The organism is Caballeronia glathei (assembly GCF_000698595.1).
Lineage (GTDB): Bacteria > Pseudomonadota > Gammaproteobacteria > Burkholderiales > Burkholderiaceae > Caballeronia > Caballeronia glathei.
On record NZ_JFHC01000044.1, the window covers coordinates 1 to 18,779 of the forward strand.

Annotated in this window: 18 protein-coding genes and 1 pseudogene; 10 read left to right on the top strand and 9 right to left on the bottom strand. The window is 65.8% G+C overall.

Annotated features, from left to right (window positions below):
* Positions 1-89: pseudogene (gene prpB, locus BG61_RS45045) on the bottom strand (methylisocitrate lyase); the annotation flags it as partial.
* Between the two features lie 191 nt (positions 90-280).
* On the opposite strand from prpB, the gene prpR reads away from it, so the two are divergent.
* Both prpR and BG61_RS24340 read left to right on the top strand, forming a co-directional pair.
* Positions 281-2,179: a propionate catabolism operon regulatory protein PrpR gene (gene prpR, locus BG61_RS24335; RefSeq protein WP_035940013.1), complete on the top strand. Its 1,899-nt coding sequence runs from the start codon at positions 281-283 to the stop codon at positions 2,177-2,179.
* Between the two features lie 46 nt (positions 2,180-2,225).
* Complete coding sequence (locus BG61_RS24340) at positions 2,226-3,335, top strand: potassium channel family protein (RefSeq protein WP_035940016.1); 1,110 nt, start codon at positions 2,226-2,228, stop codon at positions 3,333-3,335.
* Between the two features lie 8 nt (positions 3,336-3,343).
* Here BG61_RS24340 and BG61_RS24345 read toward each other — a convergent pair whose 3' ends face one another.
* The 3 genes from BG61_RS24345 to pcaH all read right to left on the bottom strand — a co-directional run bounded on the left by BG61_RS24345 (position 3,344) and on the right by pcaH (position 5,029).
* The gene (locus BG61_RS24345; protein WP_035940017.1) at positions 3,344-3,661 is read right to left on the bottom strand and encodes a DUF2288 domain-containing protein; all 318 of its coding nucleotides are present in this window, start codon (positions 3,659-3,661) and stop codon (positions 3,344-3,346) included.
* 70 nt (positions 3,662-3,731) lie between these two features.
* The gene (pcaG, locus tag BG61_RS24350) at positions 3,732-4,322 is read right to left on the bottom strand and encodes a protocatechuate 3,4-dioxygenase subunit alpha (RefSeq protein WP_035940018.1); all 591 of its coding nucleotides are present in this window, start codon (positions 4,320-4,322) and stop codon (positions 3,732-3,734) included.
* A gap of 2 nt (positions 4,323-4,324) precedes the next feature.
* Entirely contained in the window at positions 4,325-5,029 is a 705-nt protein-coding gene (gene pcaH, locus BG61_RS24355) for a protocatechuate 3,4-dioxygenase subunit beta (protein ID WP_035940020.1), read from the bottom strand.
* A 113-nt stretch (positions 5,030-5,142) separates the two neighbouring features.
* On the opposite strand from pcaH, the gene pcaQ reads away from it, so the two are divergent.
* On the top strand, positions 5,143-6,081 hold the full coding sequence (gene pcaQ, locus BG61_RS24360) for a pca operon transcription factor PcaQ (RefSeq protein WP_035940021.1): 939 nt from the start codon (positions 5,143-5,145) through the stop codon (positions 6,079-6,081).
* A gap of 170 nt (positions 6,082-6,251) precedes the next feature.
* Positions 6,252-6,620 carry a response regulator gene (locus tag BG61_RS24365; protein WP_035940023.1) on the top strand — a complete coding sequence of 123 codons (369 nt, stop codon included), beginning with the start codon at positions 6,252-6,254 and terminating at the stop codon, positions 6,618-6,620.
* A 9-nt stretch (positions 6,621-6,629) separates the two neighbouring features.
* Here BG61_RS24365 and BG61_RS24370 read toward each other — a convergent pair whose 3' ends face one another.
* The gene (locus tag BG61_RS24370; RefSeq protein WP_035940025.1) at positions 6,630-7,343 is read right to left on the bottom strand and encodes a lysophospholipid acyltransferase family protein; all 714 of its coding nucleotides are present in this window, start codon (positions 7,341-7,343) and stop codon (positions 6,630-6,632) included.
* Between the two features lie 216 nt (positions 7,344-7,559).
* Here BG61_RS24370 and BG61_RS24375 point away from each other — a divergent pair, with 216 nt between their 5' ends.
* Positions 7,560-8,564: an alpha/beta fold hydrolase gene (locus BG61_RS24375; protein ID WP_035940027.1), complete on the top strand. Its 1,005-nt coding sequence runs from the start codon at positions 7,560-7,562 to the stop codon at positions 8,562-8,564.
* Between the two features lie 22 nt (positions 8,565-8,586).
* On the opposite strand, the gene BG61_RS24380 is transcribed toward BG61_RS24375, so the two are convergent.
* On the bottom strand, positions 8,587-9,837 hold the full coding sequence (locus tag BG61_RS24380) for an EAL domain-containing protein (RefSeq protein ID WP_232256442.1): 1,251 nt from the start codon (positions 9,835-9,837) through the stop codon (positions 8,587-8,589).
* A 393-nt stretch (positions 9,838-10,230) separates the two neighbouring features.
* On the opposite strand from BG61_RS24380, the gene BG61_RS24385 reads away from it, so the two are divergent.
* From BG61_RS24385 to BG61_RS24395, 3 genes are all read left to right on the top strand, one after another.
* Positions 10,231-10,653 (top strand): hypothetical protein, encoded by a 423-nt coding sequence (locus tag BG61_RS24385; protein ID WP_035940031.1) that lies wholly within the window; start codon positions 10,231-10,233, stop codon positions 10,651-10,653.
* A 623-nt stretch (positions 10,654-11,276) separates the two neighbouring features.
* A complete protein-coding gene (locus tag BG61_RS24390) occupies positions 11,277-11,993 on the top strand; it encodes an N-acyl amino acid synthase FeeM domain-containing protein (protein WP_370818106.1) in 717 nt (238 codons plus the stop codon).
* A gap of 117 nt (positions 11,994-12,110) precedes the next feature.
* Entirely contained in the window at positions 12,111-15,077 is a 2,967-nt protein-coding gene (locus BG61_RS24395; RefSeq protein ID WP_035940035.1) for an EAL domain-containing protein, read from the top strand.
* Positions 15,078-15,134: 57 nt separating this feature from the next.
* Here BG61_RS24395 and BG61_RS24400 read toward each other — a convergent pair whose 3' ends face one another.
* Positions 15,135-15,344, bottom strand: coding sequence for a hypothetical protein (locus tag BG61_RS24400; RefSeq protein WP_035940037.1), 210 nt, complete (start codon positions 15,342-15,344; stop codon positions 15,135-15,137).
* A 201-nt stretch (positions 15,345-15,545) separates the two neighbouring features.
* On the opposite strand from BG61_RS24400, the gene BG61_RS24405 reads away from it, so the two are divergent.
* Positions 15,546-16,718: an acyltransferase family protein gene (locus BG61_RS24405; protein WP_035940039.1), complete on the top strand. Its 1,173-nt coding sequence runs from the start codon at positions 15,546-15,548 to the stop codon at positions 16,716-16,718.
* A gap of 158 nt (positions 16,719-16,876) precedes the next feature.
* Here BG61_RS24405 and BG61_RS24410 read toward each other — a convergent pair whose 3' ends face one another.
* The gene (locus BG61_RS24410; protein WP_035940041.1) at positions 16,877-17,074 is read right to left on the bottom strand and encodes a hypothetical protein; all 198 of its coding nucleotides are present in this window, start codon (positions 17,072-17,074) and stop codon (positions 16,877-16,879) included.
* Positions 17,075-17,518: 444 nt separating this feature from the next.
* On the opposite strand from BG61_RS24410, the gene BG61_RS24415 reads away from it, so the two are divergent.
* Positions 17,519-18,133 carry an NAD(P)-dependent oxidoreductase gene (locus tag BG61_RS24415; protein ID WP_035940152.1) on the top strand — a complete coding sequence of 205 codons (615 nt, stop codon included), beginning with the start codon at positions 17,519-17,521 and terminating at the stop codon, positions 18,131-18,133.
* Between the two features lie 101 nt (positions 18,134-18,234).
* On the opposite strand, the gene BG61_RS24420 is transcribed toward BG61_RS24415, so the two are convergent.
* Complete coding sequence (locus tag BG61_RS24420; protein ID WP_035940043.1) at positions 18,235-18,699, bottom strand: DUF3331 domain-containing protein; 465 nt, start codon at positions 18,697-18,699, stop codon at positions 18,235-18,237.
* Between the last annotated feature and the right edge of the window lie 80 nt (positions 18,700-18,779).

Here is an 18,779-nt window from a genome sequence, read left to right on the forward strand (position 1 = left end):
GTGATCGCACCGACCACCTGCAGCGGCGCTTCGTTTGCGACTGCCGCGCGGAACCGGGCGCCTGCACTCGCGGATTGGTCTGTGTTCATCGTATGTCTCCCAAGAGCGCTTCTACTAGGCAAGTTGCAGGCCACTTCGGGGTGCGTCGATAAATCCTTGATTCGAAAGGGTTCGAGCCGCAGGCCGCCCTTTTCATTGATTTCAGAAATGAAATTTCGGATTTCATCTTCGAATAACGGGCTAAGATGGCTGCATTGTTTTTCGCCAGCCGAGCCGCGCCATGGACCGCTCCCTCACCCCCGCTTCCCGCCCGCGCATCTGGGCGATCGGTATCAGCAAGCTGCGCGACCTGTATCGCGATATCGCGGCCGAGTACGATCCGCTCGCCGAACTGCGGATCGTCGCGCGCGGCTACGACGATGCGCTGCAGGACATCGAGAACGCGGGCCCCGAGCGGCCGGACGTGATCGTGGCGGCGGGATCGAACGGCAGCTATCTGAAGGCACGCAGCGGCGTGCCGGTCGTGCTCGTCACGCCGACCGGCTTCGACGTGATGCATGCGCTCGCCCGCGCGCGGCGCGAAGCGCAGGCGGTGGCGCTCGTGATGCACGGCGAGGCGCCGTCCGAACTCCGGCGCTTCTTTGCGGCGTTCGGCGTGAGCGTGGAGACGTCGTCGTATCTCGCGGCGCAGGACGCGGAAGCCTGCGTGCTCGACTTGCGCGACCGCGGTGTCGAGGCGATCGTCGGGCCGGGCCTCGTCACGGAGCTCGCGGAGAAGGCCGGGCTGAAGTCGGTGTTTCTGTATTCGCGCGCGTCGGTGCAGGCGGCTTTCGATACCGCCCTCGAAGTCGCGCGCGCGACGCTCGCCGAAACGCTGCGGCGCCGCCGCCTGGACCAGGTGCTGCAGAACCTGCGCGACGGCGTGATCGCGCTGAGCGCTGACGGCCGCATCGAAGCGCTCTCGGGGAAGATGGCCGAGTTGCTGCGCGCGACGCCGTCTCAGGCGGTTGGCCGGCGCCTCGCCGAGATCGCGCCGGACGTCGCCGCGGCGGTGCCAAAGGACGAGGGCGAGTCGCTCGAGACGGTGCGCGGCGCGAGCTACGTGATTCATCGGAGCGAACTGGGCGAGGGGCGCGCGTCGGGGGCGATCGTCACGTTCCAGGAGTCGGTCGCGCTGCAGCGCATGGACCGCTCGGTGCGCGCCCGGCAACGCGCGCCGCAACTCGTCGCGCGCTACGTGGTGGGCGACATGATCGGCGAGTGCGACGCCATCGAACAGGTGCGCCGGCGCATGCTGCGCTACGCGCGTTCGGACGCCACCGTGCTGATTCGCGGTGAAAGCGGCACGGGCAAGGAACTCGTCGCGCAGGGCATCCACAACGCGAGCGCGCGGCGCGAGTTTGCGTTCGTCGCGCTCAACTGCGGCGCATTTCCCGATACGCTGCTCGAAAGCGAGCTCTTCGGCTACGAGGAAGGCGCGTTCACCGGCGCGCGGCGCGGCGGCAAGGCGGGACTGATCGAGACGGCGCATCGCGGCACGCTCTTTCTCGACGAAATCGGCGAGATGCCGCTGCCGCTGCAAAGCCGCCTGCTGCGCGTGCTGCAGGAGCGCGAAGTCGTGCGGCTCGGCTCGACGGAGCCGCTGCAGGTCGATGTGCGCATCATCGCCGCGACGCACCGCGCGCTGACCGAGCGCGTCGAATCGGGCGAATTCCGCGCGGATCTGTATTACCGGCTCAACATCCTGAATCTCGCGCTGCCGCCGCTGCGCGAGCGCGCCGCGGATGTTGCGATGCTCGCCGCGCACCTGCTGAAAGAGACGCGCCGCATGCAGAGCGATGCCGCCGCGCGCGCCGTGCTGGAACCCGTGCTTCCGATGCTCGCCGCGTATCAGTGGCCGGGCAACGTGCGCGAACTGCAGAACGTGATCGAGCGTATTGCCGTGGAACTGGACGACGCCGGGCCGGAGGCGCTCACGCCGTCGCTTTTGCGCGCCATCGCGCCGGAACTGTCCGCGGCGGCGGCCGGGGCCCCCACGCTCAGGGAACGCGCGCAACGGGCGCAGGCCGACGAGGTCCGCGCCGCCCTCGACGCTTTCGACGGCGATCGCGACAAGGCTTGCGCGGCGCTCGGCATCAGCAAGACGACGCTGTGGCGCAAATTGAACGCATCGCGGTAGGCAACCGGTAGAATTGCCCGATACCGAATCCTTCGAGTCCCTTACTTTGTTCAGCCGACGCCGATCGCCAAAGCCCTTGCGCCTGCCGCGCGGCACGCGCGCGTCGTGGCGCAGCGTGCACAAGCGCACGCTGTTCACGCGGCCCGGCATATCGCCGCAGCGCATGCTGCTGCGGCGCCTGTACATCGTGTTCGCGCTGTGCGTGCTCGCGTTCACGATCCTCTATCTGGACCGCGACGGCCTGCGCGACTCCACCAAGTCGCCGGGCGAGGGGATGGGTTTCGCCGACCTCATCTACTTCACGATGGTGACGGTCGCGACCGTCGGCTACGGCGACATCGTTCCGGTGACGGCGCGCGCGCGTCTCACCGACGCGCTCCTCATCATGCCGATCCGCGTGATGATCTGGTTCATCTTTCTGGGCACGGCCTATCAGCTGGTGGTCCAGCGAATTGTCGAGGAATATCGCATGAAGCGCCTGCAGCGGAACCTGCGTCAGCACATTCTCGTGTGCGGTTACGGACTGAGCGGCTCGATCGCCGTGCGCGAGCTGCTGGAGAGCGGCACCGATCCGCGCAGCATCATCGTGATCGACCGCGAGCAGGCGGCGCTCGAATCCGCGACGTCGCTCGGCGTGACGGGGCTGCTCGGCGATCCCTCGCGCGAGGACATCCTCCAGCAGGCGCAGGTCGCGCAGGCGCACGCGGTGATCGTCGCCGTCACCGACGATCCCACGGCAATCCTCGTCACGCTCTCCGTGCGCAGCTTCGCGCCGAAGGTGAAGATCGTCGTGCGGATTCAGGAACACGTGTTCCAGCGGCAGTTGCGGCAGGCGGGCGCGGACGTGATCGTGTCGTCGACGAAGATCGGCGGCCTCCTGCTCGCGGATGCGGTCGAGAGCCGCTATCTCGTGCCGTTCGTCTCCGACATGCTCTCGTCGCGCGGGCGCGTCACGCTGGTCGAGAGAAAAGCCCTGCCGCAGGAAGTGGGGCGCATGACGAATGCGGTCGACGGAGCGATCATCATCGGGCTCGCGCGCGGCGCAGAGGTGATGCAATTCTACGAAGACCCGCATTGCCCGATCGAAGCGGGCGACACGCTCGTGATGATCAAGTCGACCCGCGAGGAACGGGGGAGCCGGGAGAGCGGGGAATAGCGCGAAGGCTAGGCGGCCGGCGCCGCGCGTTCCTGCATGCACACCCACGGCGACACCACCACGGCCCAGAGCTCGGGGTCGCGGGCGGCGTAGTCGGCGGCGGTTTCGGCCTGAACGCGCTCGATCAGCCCCGCCGCGAGCCATTCGCTGATCTGCTTCGTGTCGTCGTTGGCGACGCACTCCGCGACGCTCACGAGGTCGAGGTCGCGCGCCACTTTGAGCAGCACGCCGCGCGCGAAGAAACGTTCGAGTTCGGACCAGCCGATCTGCGCGGTTTCGGCGAGGAGCTTGACGTAGAGCGGGGAGGGGGAATGTGCTTCGGTCATGGGGAAAAGCGGGCGGTGAATGCGTCCGACACTATAAACCATCGTGCCGGACGCGCCCGCCTTGAGGGCATCAGAGATCGAAGAAGACGGTCTCGTTCGGGCCCTGCAGGTAGATGTCGAAGCGATAGATCGTGCTTGCCGTGTCCGGCTCGCGCTTCGCGACGAGCGTCGCGCGGCGCTCCTCGGGCACGCTCGCGAGCACCGCGTCCTTCGCGTTCGCCTGCGCTTCGTCGTCGAAATAGATGCGCGTGTACGCATGCAGCAGCATGCCGCGCATCAGCACGATGACGTCGATGTGCGGCGCGGCGTCGTCGCCGGTGCCCCCGGGCTTCACCGTGTCCACCACGTAGCGCAGCTTCGGGTCCGTACCCGTGCCCACGCGCGCGAAGCCGCGAAAGCCGGTCTTGCGCGCCTCCTCGACGGTCTGCACGTAGTGGCCGGTCGAATCCGCCTGGGCCATTTCGACGACCGCGTCGCCGACGACCTTGCCCTCTCCGTCGTACACGTTGCCGACAATCGAAATGTGCTCGCCCGCCGCTTCGCGGTCGGCGACCGACGGCGTGAACAGGCTCTTCAGGTCGAAGTTGTACTGCTCCGGGCACAGGCCGTAGGCGAAGTACGGTCCGACGGTTTGCGACGGGGTCTGTTTCAGTGCGGTCATGTTCAAGCCTCCGTCGGGGTCTGTTGCGGGCCGCGCAGCACGATGTCGAACTCGTAGCCGAGCGCGTAGCCTTCCTGCGTGGTGTCGATGGAAAAGCGCGAGACCAGGCGCTCGCGGGCGCTTTCGGGTATGCCCTGATAGATCGGGTCGAGCGCGAGCAGCGGGTCGCCGGGGAAGTACATCTGCGTGACGAGCCGCGAGCCGAAATATTCGCCGAAGAGCGAAAAGTGAATGTGGTTCGGCCGCCATGCGTTCGGATGGTTGCCCCACGGATACGCACCCGGCTTGATGGTCAGGAACCGGTAGCGGCCCTCGTTGTCGGTCACGCAACGGCCCGCGCCGAGGAAGTTCGGGTCGAGCGGCGCGTCGTGCTGGTCGGCCTTGTGGACGTAGCGCCCGGCGGCGTTCGCCTGCCAGATCTCGACGAGCGTGTTGCGCACGGGCCGGCCGCCTTCGTCGAGCACGCGGCCCGTCACGATGATGCGCTCACCGAGCGGCTCGCCGTTCTTCGCGGCATTCTTCGTGAGGTCGCTGTCGAGCGCGCCCAGGTCTTCGGCGCCGTACACGGGCACGCGGCGGTCGCGCAGGTTTTCCCTGAGCGGAATCAGCGGGCGCGACGGGCTGCGCAGCACCGAGGACTTGTAACCGGAGGAGCGGTAGGGCGGATGGGACTCCCAGTCGCGCGGCGTGAGGATGGGGGATGTCATTCGGCTGTCTCCTTTTATTGGATCGGGGAATGGGATATTTCTGAAGACTACTTTAACGAACGGCAGAAGTTATGGAAAATGATGTTTTGTGCACTCTGCCATAACGATCCGTCATGGATAACGACTTCACCAACACGCGCGTCAAGTTCCGGCATCTCCAGTGTTTTCTGGCCGTGACGCAGCTGGGCAGCGTCCAGCGCGCCGCCGACAGCCTGTCGATCACGCAGCCGGCGGTATCGAAGACGATTGGAGAGCTTGAGTCCATTCTAGGCGTCAGGCTATTCGAGCGTGGCCGCCGGGGCGCCGTGCCCACGCGCGAGGGGCGCCTCTTCGCGCCGCACGCGAGCGCATGCGTGGCGGCGTTGCGCGAGGGCGTCGACGTGTTGCTGCGCGAGAGCGGCGAGGTGCCCGGGTCGCTGTCGATCGGCGTGCTGCCGACGGCCGCTACCGCGCTCCTGCCGCCCGCTTTCGCGGCGTTCAGGCGGCAGTGGCCGGCGGTGTCGGTGAGCGTGTGGACCGATTCCAACACGCAGCTCCTCGCGCGCCTGAAGGAGGGCGAGGTGGATTTCGTGGTGGGCCGCGTGTCCGATCCGGAGGGAATGCACGGACTGTCATTCGAGCAGATCTATCGCGAGCCGCTCGCCGTTGCGGTGCGCCGCGATCATCCGCTTTCCTTCGAGACGCCGCTCACGCCCGCGATGCTCGTGCGCTTTCTGGTGGTCGTGCCGCCGTTCGGCACGCTCATCCGGCAGTCGGCGGAAAGCGTCCTGACGGCCTTCGGCGCGCATGCGCTCACGGCGCTGGTGGAGACGCTTTCGGTGTCGCTCGGGCGCGCGCTCGCACTGCACAACGACGCCGTGTGGTTCGTGCCGGCGGGCGCCGTCGAGCACGACATCGCGCTCGGCCTCATCGTGCCGCTCGCGATGCCGTTCGCCGGCACCGACGAGCCGATCGGCCTCATCCGCCGCAACGACGCGCCGCGCACGCCGGTGGAAGACAGCCTGATGGATGCGATCCGCGAGGCGGGGCGCGCGCGCATCGGTACGAAGTAGCGGCTGCTGCTGCGGCCGTCCGGGCACAACTTACCGGGCACGTGTAATGTTACGAGGATAACGGCAAATCGCCCGAAACCGGTGCAACAAACGCGGCTTCGCGCGGTCACATCCCTCATTGCGCGCCGCCGGCGTCGCCGGCCCAGCGCCTTGCCAACACGCTTGCGAAAATGAAGACCGTACTGCTCGTCGACGACGACCCAGCCACCATCGAAGCCTGGACGATCTGCATGAAGGATGCGGAGTGCGCGGTGCTGTCCGCTTTCGACGGCAACGCCGCGCTGGCGATTCTCGGCGAGACGCGGGTCGATATCGTTGTGTCCGACTGGGTGATGCCGGGCCTCGGCGGCGCGCTGCTGTGCCAGACCATGAAGAACGACGCCGCGCTCGCGCACATTCCTTTCCTGATGATTTCGGGGCATCCGCATCCGCCGGCTTTCGTCAGCTACGACGGCTATCTGCAAAAGCCCGTCGACGTGAACACGCTGCTCGCCGCCGTGAACCGCCTGTGCGCCGCGAAGCAGCGCCCGCTCTACTGACCCGGCACTTCAGCGCAGTTGCGCGAGTCCCGCGTCCATCTGCTCCTGCGCGAGCTTGTTCAATTCCTGCGGAATCGTGCAGTCGAGCGGCAGCGTCGGCGTGACGATGACCCGGATGTGTCCCGGCCGGTCCGGCCAGCCCTTCGCGGGCCAGACCTTGCCGGCATCGTGCACGACGGGCACGACCGGCACCTTCGTCGCGCAGGCGAGGCGCACGCCGCCCGAGGCGAGCTTGAGCGGCGCGTCGTGCGGCACGCGCGTGCCTTCGGGGAAAATCACCACGGCGTCGCCCAGCGCAAGCTTCTGCGCGCATTCCCGCGTGACCGCCTGGTGCGCCTGGCGAATCGAGCCGCGATCGAGGCTCACCATGTCGAGGCCGACGAGCACCCAGCCGAAGAACGGAATGCGCTCGAGCTCGCGCTTGAACACGAAACTGATGCGGCGCGGAAAAAGCGCCATGAACGCGAGCGTTTCCCACGTCGATTCGTGGCGGCACAGCATGATGAAAGGCCCCTCGGGCAGCTGCTCGAGTCCTTCAACCGAACACGTGACGCCCGTGATGACGCGCATCATCACGACCATCGCGCGGCACCACAGCCTCGCAAGCCTGTAGCGGCCGTTGCGGCCGACGAACGGGAACAGGGGCAGAATCAGGATCGACCAGACGATGCCGCTGCCGAGAAGATAGGTGGCGAAGAGCCACTTGACGAGGGTTCGTCGCATTGAAACGTTTTTGATGGTGAAGGGCGGGTGGCGCGTGAACGGCGTACTGCAGGCTGACGACGCGGGCTGACGACGCGGGCTTGAGCGAAACCGGAAGGATAGCGTGTCGGGCGCCCGGTGTCCGCTAGTGCCCCGATTTCGCGAGCCGGACCGCGATCGTTCCCGGCAACTGAAACCAAACCGAAAGGCTCATGCCTTCGATATCCAGGAGTTCAAATGGAAGCTGAAGCGGCAGCAGCCGGATTCGAGGACGGCATGCTCGACGTGGGCGACGGCCACGCCATCTACTGGCGCGCGCAGGGCCCGCGCGACGCGCCCGTGATGCTCGTCGTGCACGGCGGGCCGGGCGGCGCGATGAACCTCAAGTGGGCGGAAGTGCTCGATGCGTCGAAGTGGCGGATCGTTTTCTTCGACCAGCGCGGCTGCGGCAAGTCGACGCCGTTCGGCAGGCTCGAACACAACGGCATCGATGCGCTCGTCGGCGACATGGACAAGCTGCGCGTGGCGCTCGGCATCGAGAAGTGGGCGCTTTTCGGCGGCTCGTGGGGCACGACGCTCGGACTCGCGTATGGCGTGACGCACCCCGGGCGCTGCCTCGGTTTCCTCCTGCGCGGCGTGTTCCTTGCGCGCCGCGACGACATCGACTGGTTCCTGTGGGACGTGCGGCGCGTCTTCCCCGAGGCGCATCGTGCCTTTCTCGACGCGATCGAAGCGGCCTCCGGCCAGCGGCCGCGCAATGGCACGGAGATCCTGGCGCTGACCGAGACGCCGCTCGCGCGCTTCGACGAAGCGGGCACGCGGCTCGCGCGCGCATGGACGGCGTATGAGACGACGCTGTCGGTGGTGAACAAGCCCGCGCCCGAGAAAAAGGAGGAGCCGAAGGCCGGGGACCCGACGTCCGGCGAGACCCGCGGGGAGACCCGCGAGGCGAATGCGGCGGCCATTTCCATGGCGCTGCTCGAGCGCCACTACATGGCAACTGAACTGCCGCCCGAGCCGCTTTTGCCGCGCATCGGGCGCATCGCGCATCTGCCGTGCCAGATCGTGCATGGCCGCTTCGACATGGTCTGCACGGCCGATCAGGCGTTCGATCTCGCGGGCTGCTGGCCGGGCGCGCAGCTCGCCATCGTCGATGCCGCCGGCCACTGGACCTTCGAGCCCGGCAACGTCGCGGCGCTGCGCGCGGGGGCAAACGCGCTCGCGAAGGCGCTGGCGGGCTAGGGAAGCAGGCTCGAGCAGCAGGCTAGAGGATGGCCGACGCCGCCGCGGACAACTGCAGCCAGTCGATGTCCGCGCCGACGACCACCGACGCGCCGCGACGTTTTATCGCGATCGTGAGCGTCACGCAGAGCGACGTTCCGGTCACGGACAGATAGGGCGCGCTTTCGATCACGCGCTGCGGGCTGGCGAGCGCATCGGCGAAATAGGCGCGATTGTCCCAGCGGCCCGAGGACGGATCGGCGATCGGCGCAAAGCGCACGCTCGGCGTCTTTGCGCCGGCGCCGGGCAGGGAGGGCGTGAACTCGCGTCCGCGTATGTCGAGGAAAAAGCAGCTGAGCGTGCACGGGAGCTTCAGCAGCGCCGCGCACGCGGCTTCGGTCGAGGCGCCCGCCGCGAACCGCGCCGCGGCTTCCGTGAGCCGCGAGCGGTACGGCATCAGCAGCATGTCGCTCGCGAGCCGCTCGGCGCGGCGCAAGTGTGAGAGCGTATCGAAGACGCTCTCGAACAGCCGCGTGGCCGCGGTGTCGGGAGCGGGCTCGGGCTCGGGCGCCGGCTGGCCGAACAAGTAGCCCTGCACGAAATCCACGTCCGAGCGGGCCGCGAGCAGCAGATCCTCCTCGGTCTCGATGCCCTCCGCCACGACGAACATGCCCGACTCGTGCAGGAGCCCGACGAGCTTGGGCATCAGCGCGTCGCGCATGTGCGCGCTTTTCGCGCGCACGAGGCTGCGGTCCAGCTTGACGATGTCCGGGCGCAGCGTGAGCAGGCGGTCGATGTTGGAATGACCGGCGCCGAAATCGTCGACGGCGACGAGAAAGCCCTGCGCGCGAAAGGCGCGCGTCGCCTGCGCGATCTCGCTCACTTCAGTGCCGCCCGATTCCAGCACCTCGAAGACGATCTGCTCCGGCGCGAGGCCGCACGCGCGCACGAGCCCGGCGACGTGCGGCGCATAGCCCGGAGCGGTGAAGGTGCCCGGACTGATGTTGAGGAAGAGCCAGGTCGCCTCGGGCAGCCGCGACGCCGCGTGGCGCAGGTGCGCGGCATGGCTCATGCGGTCGAGCGTGGACACCGAGCCCTCGACGATCGCCTTCGCGAACAGCTCGAACGGCGCGATGAGCGCGCCCGAGCCTGTCGCGCCGCGAAGGAGCGCCTCATAGCCGATCTCGCGCTGATGCGGCAGGCTGTAGATCGGCTGCAGGTGGGTGTGCAGCGCGATGCCGTCGAACGTACGCTGCGCGCTCTCCATCACCGCGCCACGGTCTGCGGCCGGCATCCGGGGCACGGCGCCGGCGTGACCGGGCGCGCGCGGGCGGGATGGCGGCGCGGCGCGCCGTTCGCATCGCGCGGCCGGCCGCGAAGAAAAAGGAGCTCGAACATGATGACTGGCTCGGCGTGCACGCCGCACAACCGCATGCGGCGAGTGGGGATTCGATAGACACGTTATCGGTCCCGCGCGCCGGGACTTGAGTCCGCTTTTGCACGCGCGGGCTTCGGCGGCCGCCGGGAACACGTTTTCGACCTTGCCAGGGCTCGCGGGAAGCCGCACAAAAAATTGCTGCGGGGCGCGTCGCGACCTATCTTTGAGACAGCAATGGTACGATCGCGCCTGCAACCTTTGGCGGGCGAGGCCCGTCGAACGGCGAATCGAAGACAAAGAGGCGAGTCGATGGCGCAACAAAAAACCAACCCGAAGCTCGAGCAGGCACTGACGCGCGGCGATCTCGCGATCCGGCAGGCCAACTCGGGCCGCGCGACGGCGGTGCTTCGTGCGCTCGGCAAGATGATCGTGGAGGCCTCGGCGACCATCGGCGTGGAAGCGTTCGTCGTCATTCACGACGGCGACAAGATCTACGATCCCGCCGACGGGATGTGGCCGCAGCAGCTCCTGGTGTCGCTCGACGGCCCCGTGGAGGACTCCGATCCCGATGAGCTGCGTACGATCACGCTGCTCGCGGACACGCCGGCCACCGTGTTCCGCTGCGAATGGCAGCGCGCGGACGGCAAGATCGGCCGCCAGGAGGGCAGGCCGCTCGCGATGGTTGCGTTCATTACCGACGTCGACATACCCTGGCTCGACGACGAGGACTGATCCTCGGCACACAACGGCTCCCTTCGCGGAGCCGTATTTATTTGTGCGGCCCGATCGGGCAAATTACGCCGGCGTAAATCGGCCGGTTTAACGTTTGCGCGCTTTCGAAAACCCTCGCTATTAATCATCCATTCGCCACGCGGCGCTGATACCGCGCGCGGCGAATTATCTTTTGCGATTGCGCGTTTCGGGCGCCGTGGTTTCTATCTGAACTCGGGATTTCGAATCGAAACCACTGTTCGAATTCGATTCCAATGCCGATGCACCGAAATCGTGCCATTTCTCTTTCAAATTCCTGTCGATTATCAGGCGCATACGGCTCGCCGATTCGCGAATGAGCCGATCGCACCCGTATTACCGCTCGTTATGACCATATGCGCTCGGCGCATCGGTTTAGAACGAATTTTCCACGCGTTTACACCACAAATTAGCGAGAAACATTTGGCAGCGCGCACCCCGAAATTTGACTTCATGCGAGTCTAAAACCGCCGCGCAAAAAATTGATTTTTTTTTGCTTGACGCGCGGCATTTTCCAATCGCTAAGAAAATGGGGTTACACAATGGAACGTCGTCTGAACCTGGCCACGCAAGCCGCCGAAATCCGCCTTCAACAAGCCAACCGCATGGAGGGTCCGGCAGGACGTGCGCTCCAGAAATCCGAACGCCTGCCGTTTACTATTCGTATCGTCGGCGATGAGCGCGGGCTTCAGAAGGCCGTGGACATCCGCCGTTCGGCCTACGGGCGGCATCTGCCCGAATTCGCCGAAAAGATGGTGGTGGAGCGCTCCGATCTCGATCCCGGCACGGTGGTTCTGCTCGCCGAGTCGAAGCTCGACGGCGCGCCGCTCGGCACGATGCGGATTCAGACGAACCAGTTCGCGCCGCTCGGGATGGAGCAGTCCGTCCAGTTGCCGGACTGGCTCGCGCATGACCGGCTGGCGGAAGCGACACGGCTCGGCGTCGCGGGAGGCATGGTGGGCCGCGTGGTGAAAGTCGCGCTTTGCAAGGCCCTCTTTTTGTATTGCGAGCAGCAGCAAATCGACTGGATGGTGATTACGGCGCGTTCGCCGCTGGACAGGGAGTATGAAGCGATGCTTTTCAAGGATGTTTTCGGCGCCGGAGAATACATCCCGATGGCACATGTGGGCGGCCTGCCGCATCGCGTTCTCGCGAAGGAGGTCGGCGTCGCGCGCCAGCGCTGGGAAGAAGCACGGCATCCGCTATTCAATTACATGGTGCATACGCATCACCCGGATATCGATTTGCGTGTGTCCGATTTATCTTTCGAGCGGGAAACGGTACGATGCCCGGAGGTTTCGCTCGCTGCCTACGGCAGGTAAAAGATAATAAACGGACCGCCCAGCGGTCTGCGTAACAGGAAGTGGCGATGGCGGACATTTTCCCGGTCCGCCATTGTCTGCGCGGCGCATGCCGTGCAAACGGGGGATATTCCAGGTATGGCGTCGGTAACTCTATTTTCCCTTTCGAGATTCAGGCGCACTGGCTCGTGGATCGACCATGCGCTTTACGCCGTCGCCGTTTATGCCGTACCGCTCCTGATCGCGATTGGCACGATCGCGGCATTATTCGTGCTGCCGCGCCAGTACGAATCGCGCGGCGCGCTGCCGCTTGGCCTGCGTGTCGTGAGCGACGCCCATGATGCGATGCAGCCCGCCGATGCGCTCGAAGCGCTCCGCCACGCGCCCGAAACGAGCCGCTACAGCACGAAACTCTCCGAAGCGCCCGTCTGGTTCACGTTCACCGTCCCCAGCATGAACCCGGTGCACGCGACGGTCGCGGAATTGCCGTCGCGCCACGCGCAGACGCTCGCGTGCTGGAACGCATCGACCTTGCAGCCGTTCGGCGAAGCCGACCGTGAAGCCACGAGCGGCGAAATGCGCTCGGTCAAGGCGGGCTTTTCCATCCAGCTCGGCCGTCTCGCGGCGCCCGTGCCGGTGCTTTGCCGCGGCACCTATTCGGGCCCGGCGCAACTGAACGTGCTCGCCTGGGACTGGCAGGGCCTGCGCAACTCGGCCCTCGACTTTCAGGAAAGCTCCGGCCTGATCGCGGGCGGGCTTCTCACGCTTGCCGTGTTCGTGTTCGTGACCGCGCTGATCAATCGCGAATGGACGTATGTGATCTTCGCGGTCTGGCTGGTCGGCAACATGCGGCTGTGCGCGAACGCGATGGGCTGGGACATGCAATGGCTCGGCCGCGTGATTCCGCCCGACTTCATGCAGCCGCTGCGCCAGATCACGTTCGCCGCGTATTACCTGCTGACCGCCGCGCTGTTCACGCAGTTGTTCCGGCGCGAATTGCGGGTGGTGGGCTACCGGTGGATCTTGACCATCGTTCAGTACGTCGGCCTGGCGCTTCTCGCCGCCGCGTTCGCGCTGCCGTATTCGCAGTTCATCCCCACGCTCTGGGTGATCACCGGATTCGGCATCGCCGTGCTGATCTTCCTGCTCGTGCGTCTCGTGTGGCTCGCGCGCTCGCGCACGGTGCTCTGGTATGTCGCGTCGCTCGGCATCGTGCTGTTCGCAACCTTCTCCGAAGTGCTCGGCGCCGCGTTCGGCGTGAAGCTGCTGTTCGGCGGCGTGAACACGGTGATGGCGGCGCTTTCCTCGAGCATGATGGCGGCCTTCGCGATCGCCGAGCAGATGCGCGCCGAGCGCGAGCACCGGCGGCAGGCGCAGACCGAATTGCGCAACACCTACGACGTCACGCCGATCGGCCTTTTCACGCTCGATTCCGCAGGCCACTTCGTGCGGGCCAATCCCGCGCTGCGCGCAATGCTCGATCTGCAGCGGGCCGAATACAAGACGCGCCACTGGAACGAGTATTTCGAAGCGGGCGCGTGGGGCGCGCTGCAGGCGCTCGCGTCGAAGGGAAGCGAGGGCGAGCTCGAAATGGGCGGGGCAGCGGCGCGCGGCACTGCCGAGCGCCGCTATCTGCTGAAGGCGATCCGCTCGAACAACTGGATCGAGGGCTCGCTTCAGGACGTGACGGAGCGCTCGAAGGCGATCGAGCGCCTGCGCTTTCTTGCGGAGCACGATTCGCTCACGGGTTCGCTCAACCGGCGCGGCGTTGAGAAGGCGATCGCCGCCGAAAGCGAGGAAACGCTGCCGTGGGCGCTCGCCTACGTGGACCTCGACCGCTTCAAGCTCGTCAACGACCTGTTCGGCCACCGCGCCGGCGACGAAGTGCTCAAGCAGGTCGCGGGCCGCACCCGGGCGCTGTTCAAGCGCGACTATGCGGTCGGGCGCATCGGCGGCGACGAGTTCGTGTGCGTGATGAGCGACACGCAGATCGACGACGCGATCGCGCAGTGTCACGAGCTGATCGCGGTCCTGAGCGACGCGCCGTACCAGGTCGGCAACCGCTCGTTTCAGGTGAAGGCGTCGATCGGGCTCGTCGAGTGCTCGCGCGGCGTGCGCGTGCAGGATGCGCTTTCGCACGCGGACCGTGCGTGCCGCGAGGCGAAGAAGGTCGCGCACACGCGCCTCGTCACGTATCGCAAGGGCGCGGCCGCGTTCGAGGAACGCGCGGAGGAGTTGCGCCTCGTCGAAACGCTCGGGCGCAACCGGCTGCCGGAAGGGCTCTTTCTCGTGATGCAGCCGATCATGTCGCTCTCCGCGCCGACCGAGTCACTGAATTTCGAGGTGCTGCTGCGCATGCGCGCCCCGGACGGCGCGACGCTTCCCGCGGCCAAGGTGATCGTGGCGGCGGAGGAGTCGGGCAACATCGCGGCCATCGACCGGTGGGTCATCACCACGCTGCTGGAGTGGATAGAAAGGCATCAGGCGGCGCTGCCGAACACTCAGTTCATCTGCGTGAACCTGAGCGGCGGATCGCTCAACGACGAGCAGTTCATGGAGGACATCTTCGCGCTCTTCGCGCGCTACCGGTCGATCGTCCACTACCTGTGCCTCGAGATCACCGAGAGCGTCGCGCTGCATGACCTCGAGAACACGCAGCGCTTCATTTCGCGCGTGCACGACATGGGCGGCAAGATCGCGCTCGACGACTTCGGCGCGGGCTATTCGTCGTTCAAGTATCTGAAGGCGCTGTCGGCGGATGCGCTGAAGATCGACGGCGAGTTCGTGCGCACCATGTGCGCGCATCCCGCCGACATCGCGATCGTCGAGGCGATCGTCGCGCTTGCGCGCAACCTCGGCATGCGCAGCGTGGCGGAATGGGTCGAGGACACCGATACCCTGCGCGCATTGCAGGAAATCGGCGTGGACTACGTGCAGGGCTTTCTGGTCGCGCGTCCGCAGGAAAGCACGGCGATCCTGGCCGCGAGTTCCGCCGCGGCATTCGTGAAGGACCCGGAGGCGGCGCGTTTCATCGAGAGCCTTTCCGAACCCGAACCCGCGGTCACGTACGGCTACGACTGGCAGGCACGCATGGGCTCGCACTGACGCGTCCGCTTGGCGCGCCGGTCATTCATCCGGGGCCCGGGGCGCAACGCCCCGCTCTTAAGCGAGCTTGATCTCGCCGAGAATCTTCGCGGCCGCGATCGGAATGCGCGTGTCGTTCCATTGCGCGAGCCACTGCACTTCCTTCGTCGTGAAATAGCCGGGGTAGTTGCGCAGCGCGAACTGCAGCGAATCGACGACGTGATCGCGAATGATCTGTGGGGCGCCTTCGTCGGTGACGATCGCGTGTAGGGCTTCGAGTGTGCTCATTGCCTGAAGTGGATAAGGGGACGCCGCTCACATTAGCCGAAGAAAATTGCGAAAAACAATTCGCCGCATCCGGTTGAAGCGCCGATGCGCGCTCGGGCCCCCAAAATCCATTCAGAAAAAGCGGAACTTCAGCGGAACGCACGCTGTCAACGGGCCTCGCTGCCGATTCGAAGGCGGCCTGCAATGCGAGGAGGAGTATTGATGGAGAAAGGGCGCGTAGCCGCGCTCGACGCCGGTCGAGCCATCGCGATCGTAGGTGTCGTTGCCGTTCACTTGTCGTTCCAGTTTCCCAATCTGCCGAAGACCGTCGCGCTGGTCGCGCGCATGGGCCAATACGGCGTGCAGCTGTTCTTCGTGATCAGCGCGATCACGATCTTCATGACGCTCGAAGCCGACCGTGCACGTTTTCCGGAGGCGCGGCACATCACATTGCGCTTCTATATCAAGCGCTTCTTTCGCATTGCGCCGCTGTACTACGCGGCCATCGCGATCTACGGGCTCATCAGCTGGGGCGCGCTGCATTGGGGTTACGACCGCGCGTGGGTGCTCGGCGCCCACGGTCCCGCCGACATCCTGCTGAACATGCTGTTCCTGCACGCGCTGTCGCCCTCCGCGATCAACAATGTCGTGCCGGGCGGATGGTCGATCGGGGTCGAAATGCTGTTCTACCTGCTCGCGCCGCTGATCTTCTTCTTCACGATGAACCGCGCGCGGCTCGTGTTCGCATCGGTTGCGGTGCTGGCCGTGTCGGCGGGCGTGATGTGGCTCGTCGGCTGCAACGGCGCTGCCGATTGCAGCGTGGAGAACAACACGTTCCTCTATTTCTGGCCGCCGGTGCAGGTGCCGTGCTTCATCGTCGGGATGTGGGCGTGGTTCATCTTCCGGCCGTACCTCGCGGGCACGTCGAGCATCACGCGCGGCGGCGCCTGGCTCTCGGTCGCAATGGCGCTTGCGTTCGCGCTCGTCACCGCGGCGCTCGGCGTGTGGCTCGCGAAGGGCCACGAGTTCGCGCCGTTCTTCGCGGCGTGCGGGGCGGTCGGGTTCCTGCTGTTCGCGTGCTCGCGCGGCGGACGCGGCGCGGGGCAGCTCGGGCGGCGGCTTCTCAGGCCCTTCGCGATGGCGATCGGGCGCGAGAGCTACGGCATCTATCTCTGGCACTTCATCTGTACCTATGCGACGTTCCACTTCCTCGCGCGCGCGTTCGGGCGCACGAACGAGGAGATGTCGCTCGCGCTTTTCATCGTGACGACGGCCGCGACGCTCGTTGTCTCGTATGCGCTCTCGCGGGTTTCCGACCGGCTGATCCAGGCATGGGCCGCGCGCTGTTCACGCCGGCTCCTTGCCCGTCTCGATGCGCGCTTCCCGGCTCGCTAGCGTCACGGCCGTGTGAAACGGCATGCCGGGAAATGCCGATCCGGCACGAACTTCTGGCGGCTTTCTGCCACGCGCCCGGCCGACTGGCGGGAAACGACACGCCGCAGGCAAAAAAAAGCGCCCCCTCGGGGGCGCTGCGTGCGTGATATCGAGACGGGTTACAGATTCGCCCGTACAGCGTCTCTGACGGCCTCCATCACGATGCCGTAATCGAGCGGGATGTCTAGCGAATCACAGTAGCCGGAATCGTCGGAAGACGCTTCGGGCATCGTGCGGACCGGAGCGGGCTCATAGGGAGCTTCGCCAGCCCGGTTCGTGCCTCGTTCGATAACACCCTGCACTTGCGGATTCTTCACGATTTACTCCTTGCGGTAATGGAGCGGCGAGAGAGTGCAATATAAATCAAAGGGATGACAAAATTACGACTTTCGTTTCACCCGATTGCAAGTTTCCGCGCCTCACAGTGCGCTGAAAATTCGCGGTGTCCGCGATCTGCAACGAGTGTGCGGCTCTACAGTTTAATAGCGCCGGGCGCGGGCGAACATACGGATGGATTATGACAGCGCGTCACCAGTATAGCGTCGTGGCGCGAAAACCGGCGCGAAACTTGCGTTTGCGCGCCATTTGTATATCGTTTAATAAATGCTTTATGACAAGAATCTGCCAGAATTATTCTATAGCTATGAGAAAGAAACTGAGTTGAAAGTCCGGGTTTATCGCAGCTTTATTCGCAACTAACATCGTTTCGTTCGAAGGGCGTTTTTGCCCGTTTGAACAGCAACCAGGAGAAAAAAACTGCCATGAGCGAGATTGCGATTATCGGCGCGACGGGGAACGTCGGGCGTCATCTGATGAACGAGGCGTTGCGCCGGGGGCACAGGGTGACGGCCATCGCCCGGAACGCCGCCACGGTTCCGGCGCAGGCCGGCGTGACCGCGCAGAGCGCCGATCTGCATGACGCCGCGGCGCTCGCGGCCGCGCTGGCCGGGCACGACGCCGTGTTCTGCACCGTGCGTTTCGCCGGAATGACCGCGGGCGACATCGGCGAGCCGGTCAAGCGGGCGGGCGTGAAGCGCCTCATGGTGGTGGGCGGCGCGGGCAGCCTCTTCGCCGCGCCCGGTATGCGGGTGATCGACTCGCCGGGATTTCCCGCGGCGTACAGGACCGAGGCCACGGCGGGCGCCGCGTTTCTCGAAGCGCTGCGCGACGAAAGGGGCCTCGACTGGACGTTCGTGTCGCCGTCGGCGGAATTCGTCGACGGCAAGCGCACCCAGAACTTCCGGCTGGGGCTGGACGAATTGCTCGTCGACGGCACGGGCCGAAGCTGGATCTCGTTTCAGGACTTCGCGGTTGCCTTCCTCGACGAGTTCGAAAAGCCCGCTCATATCCGCCAGCGCTTCACGGTAGGCTACTAAGCCCGCCACGCCGCGCGCCGCCACCGTGCCCGCCGGAACGCAAGACAGTCCCTGCCGTCGGAACACCGGCGGCAGGGACTGTCTTCATTGGACTGGCGGCGTCAGCCGTGCAGATCGGCTTCCATTTCCTCGTCGGCGGGCATCGCGGCCGCGAGGATCATCGCCGACGCGTTCTGCGGCTTCGGGTCCCGCTGCGACGGCCGATAGATCGCGTCTCCGCGGTGAATCGGCGTGCCTGACAGCGAGCAGACGCCTTCGCCCGTCGCCGTCGTCACGCGCCAACCCTGATAGCCGTAGTGGCAGGTGCCGGGGTCCGACCAGTAGACCAGCGCGGTCGCGCTGCTCGGCCGCTCGATCACCCGTACCACCGCCTGCGGAAACGGGCGGCGGTCGTTCGACTGGCGGGGATGGTCACGGTGCCAGTCGCGTGTGAGTTGCTCGACGAACTTGCTTTCGGCGCGTGCTGCCTTCTGCGAGGCGTTCGCTTCGGCGCTTTCTGTCGGAAGCGCCTTCAGTTGGTGGACCGTCTGCATCCACGGGTCCGCTCTTTTGAATAATGCTGTCATGGCATTCTGGTCCAGGCGTTGCTTGACCTAGAACGTACGTCAATAAGCATATTCCGATAAATACCGCATCAGTGAAAACA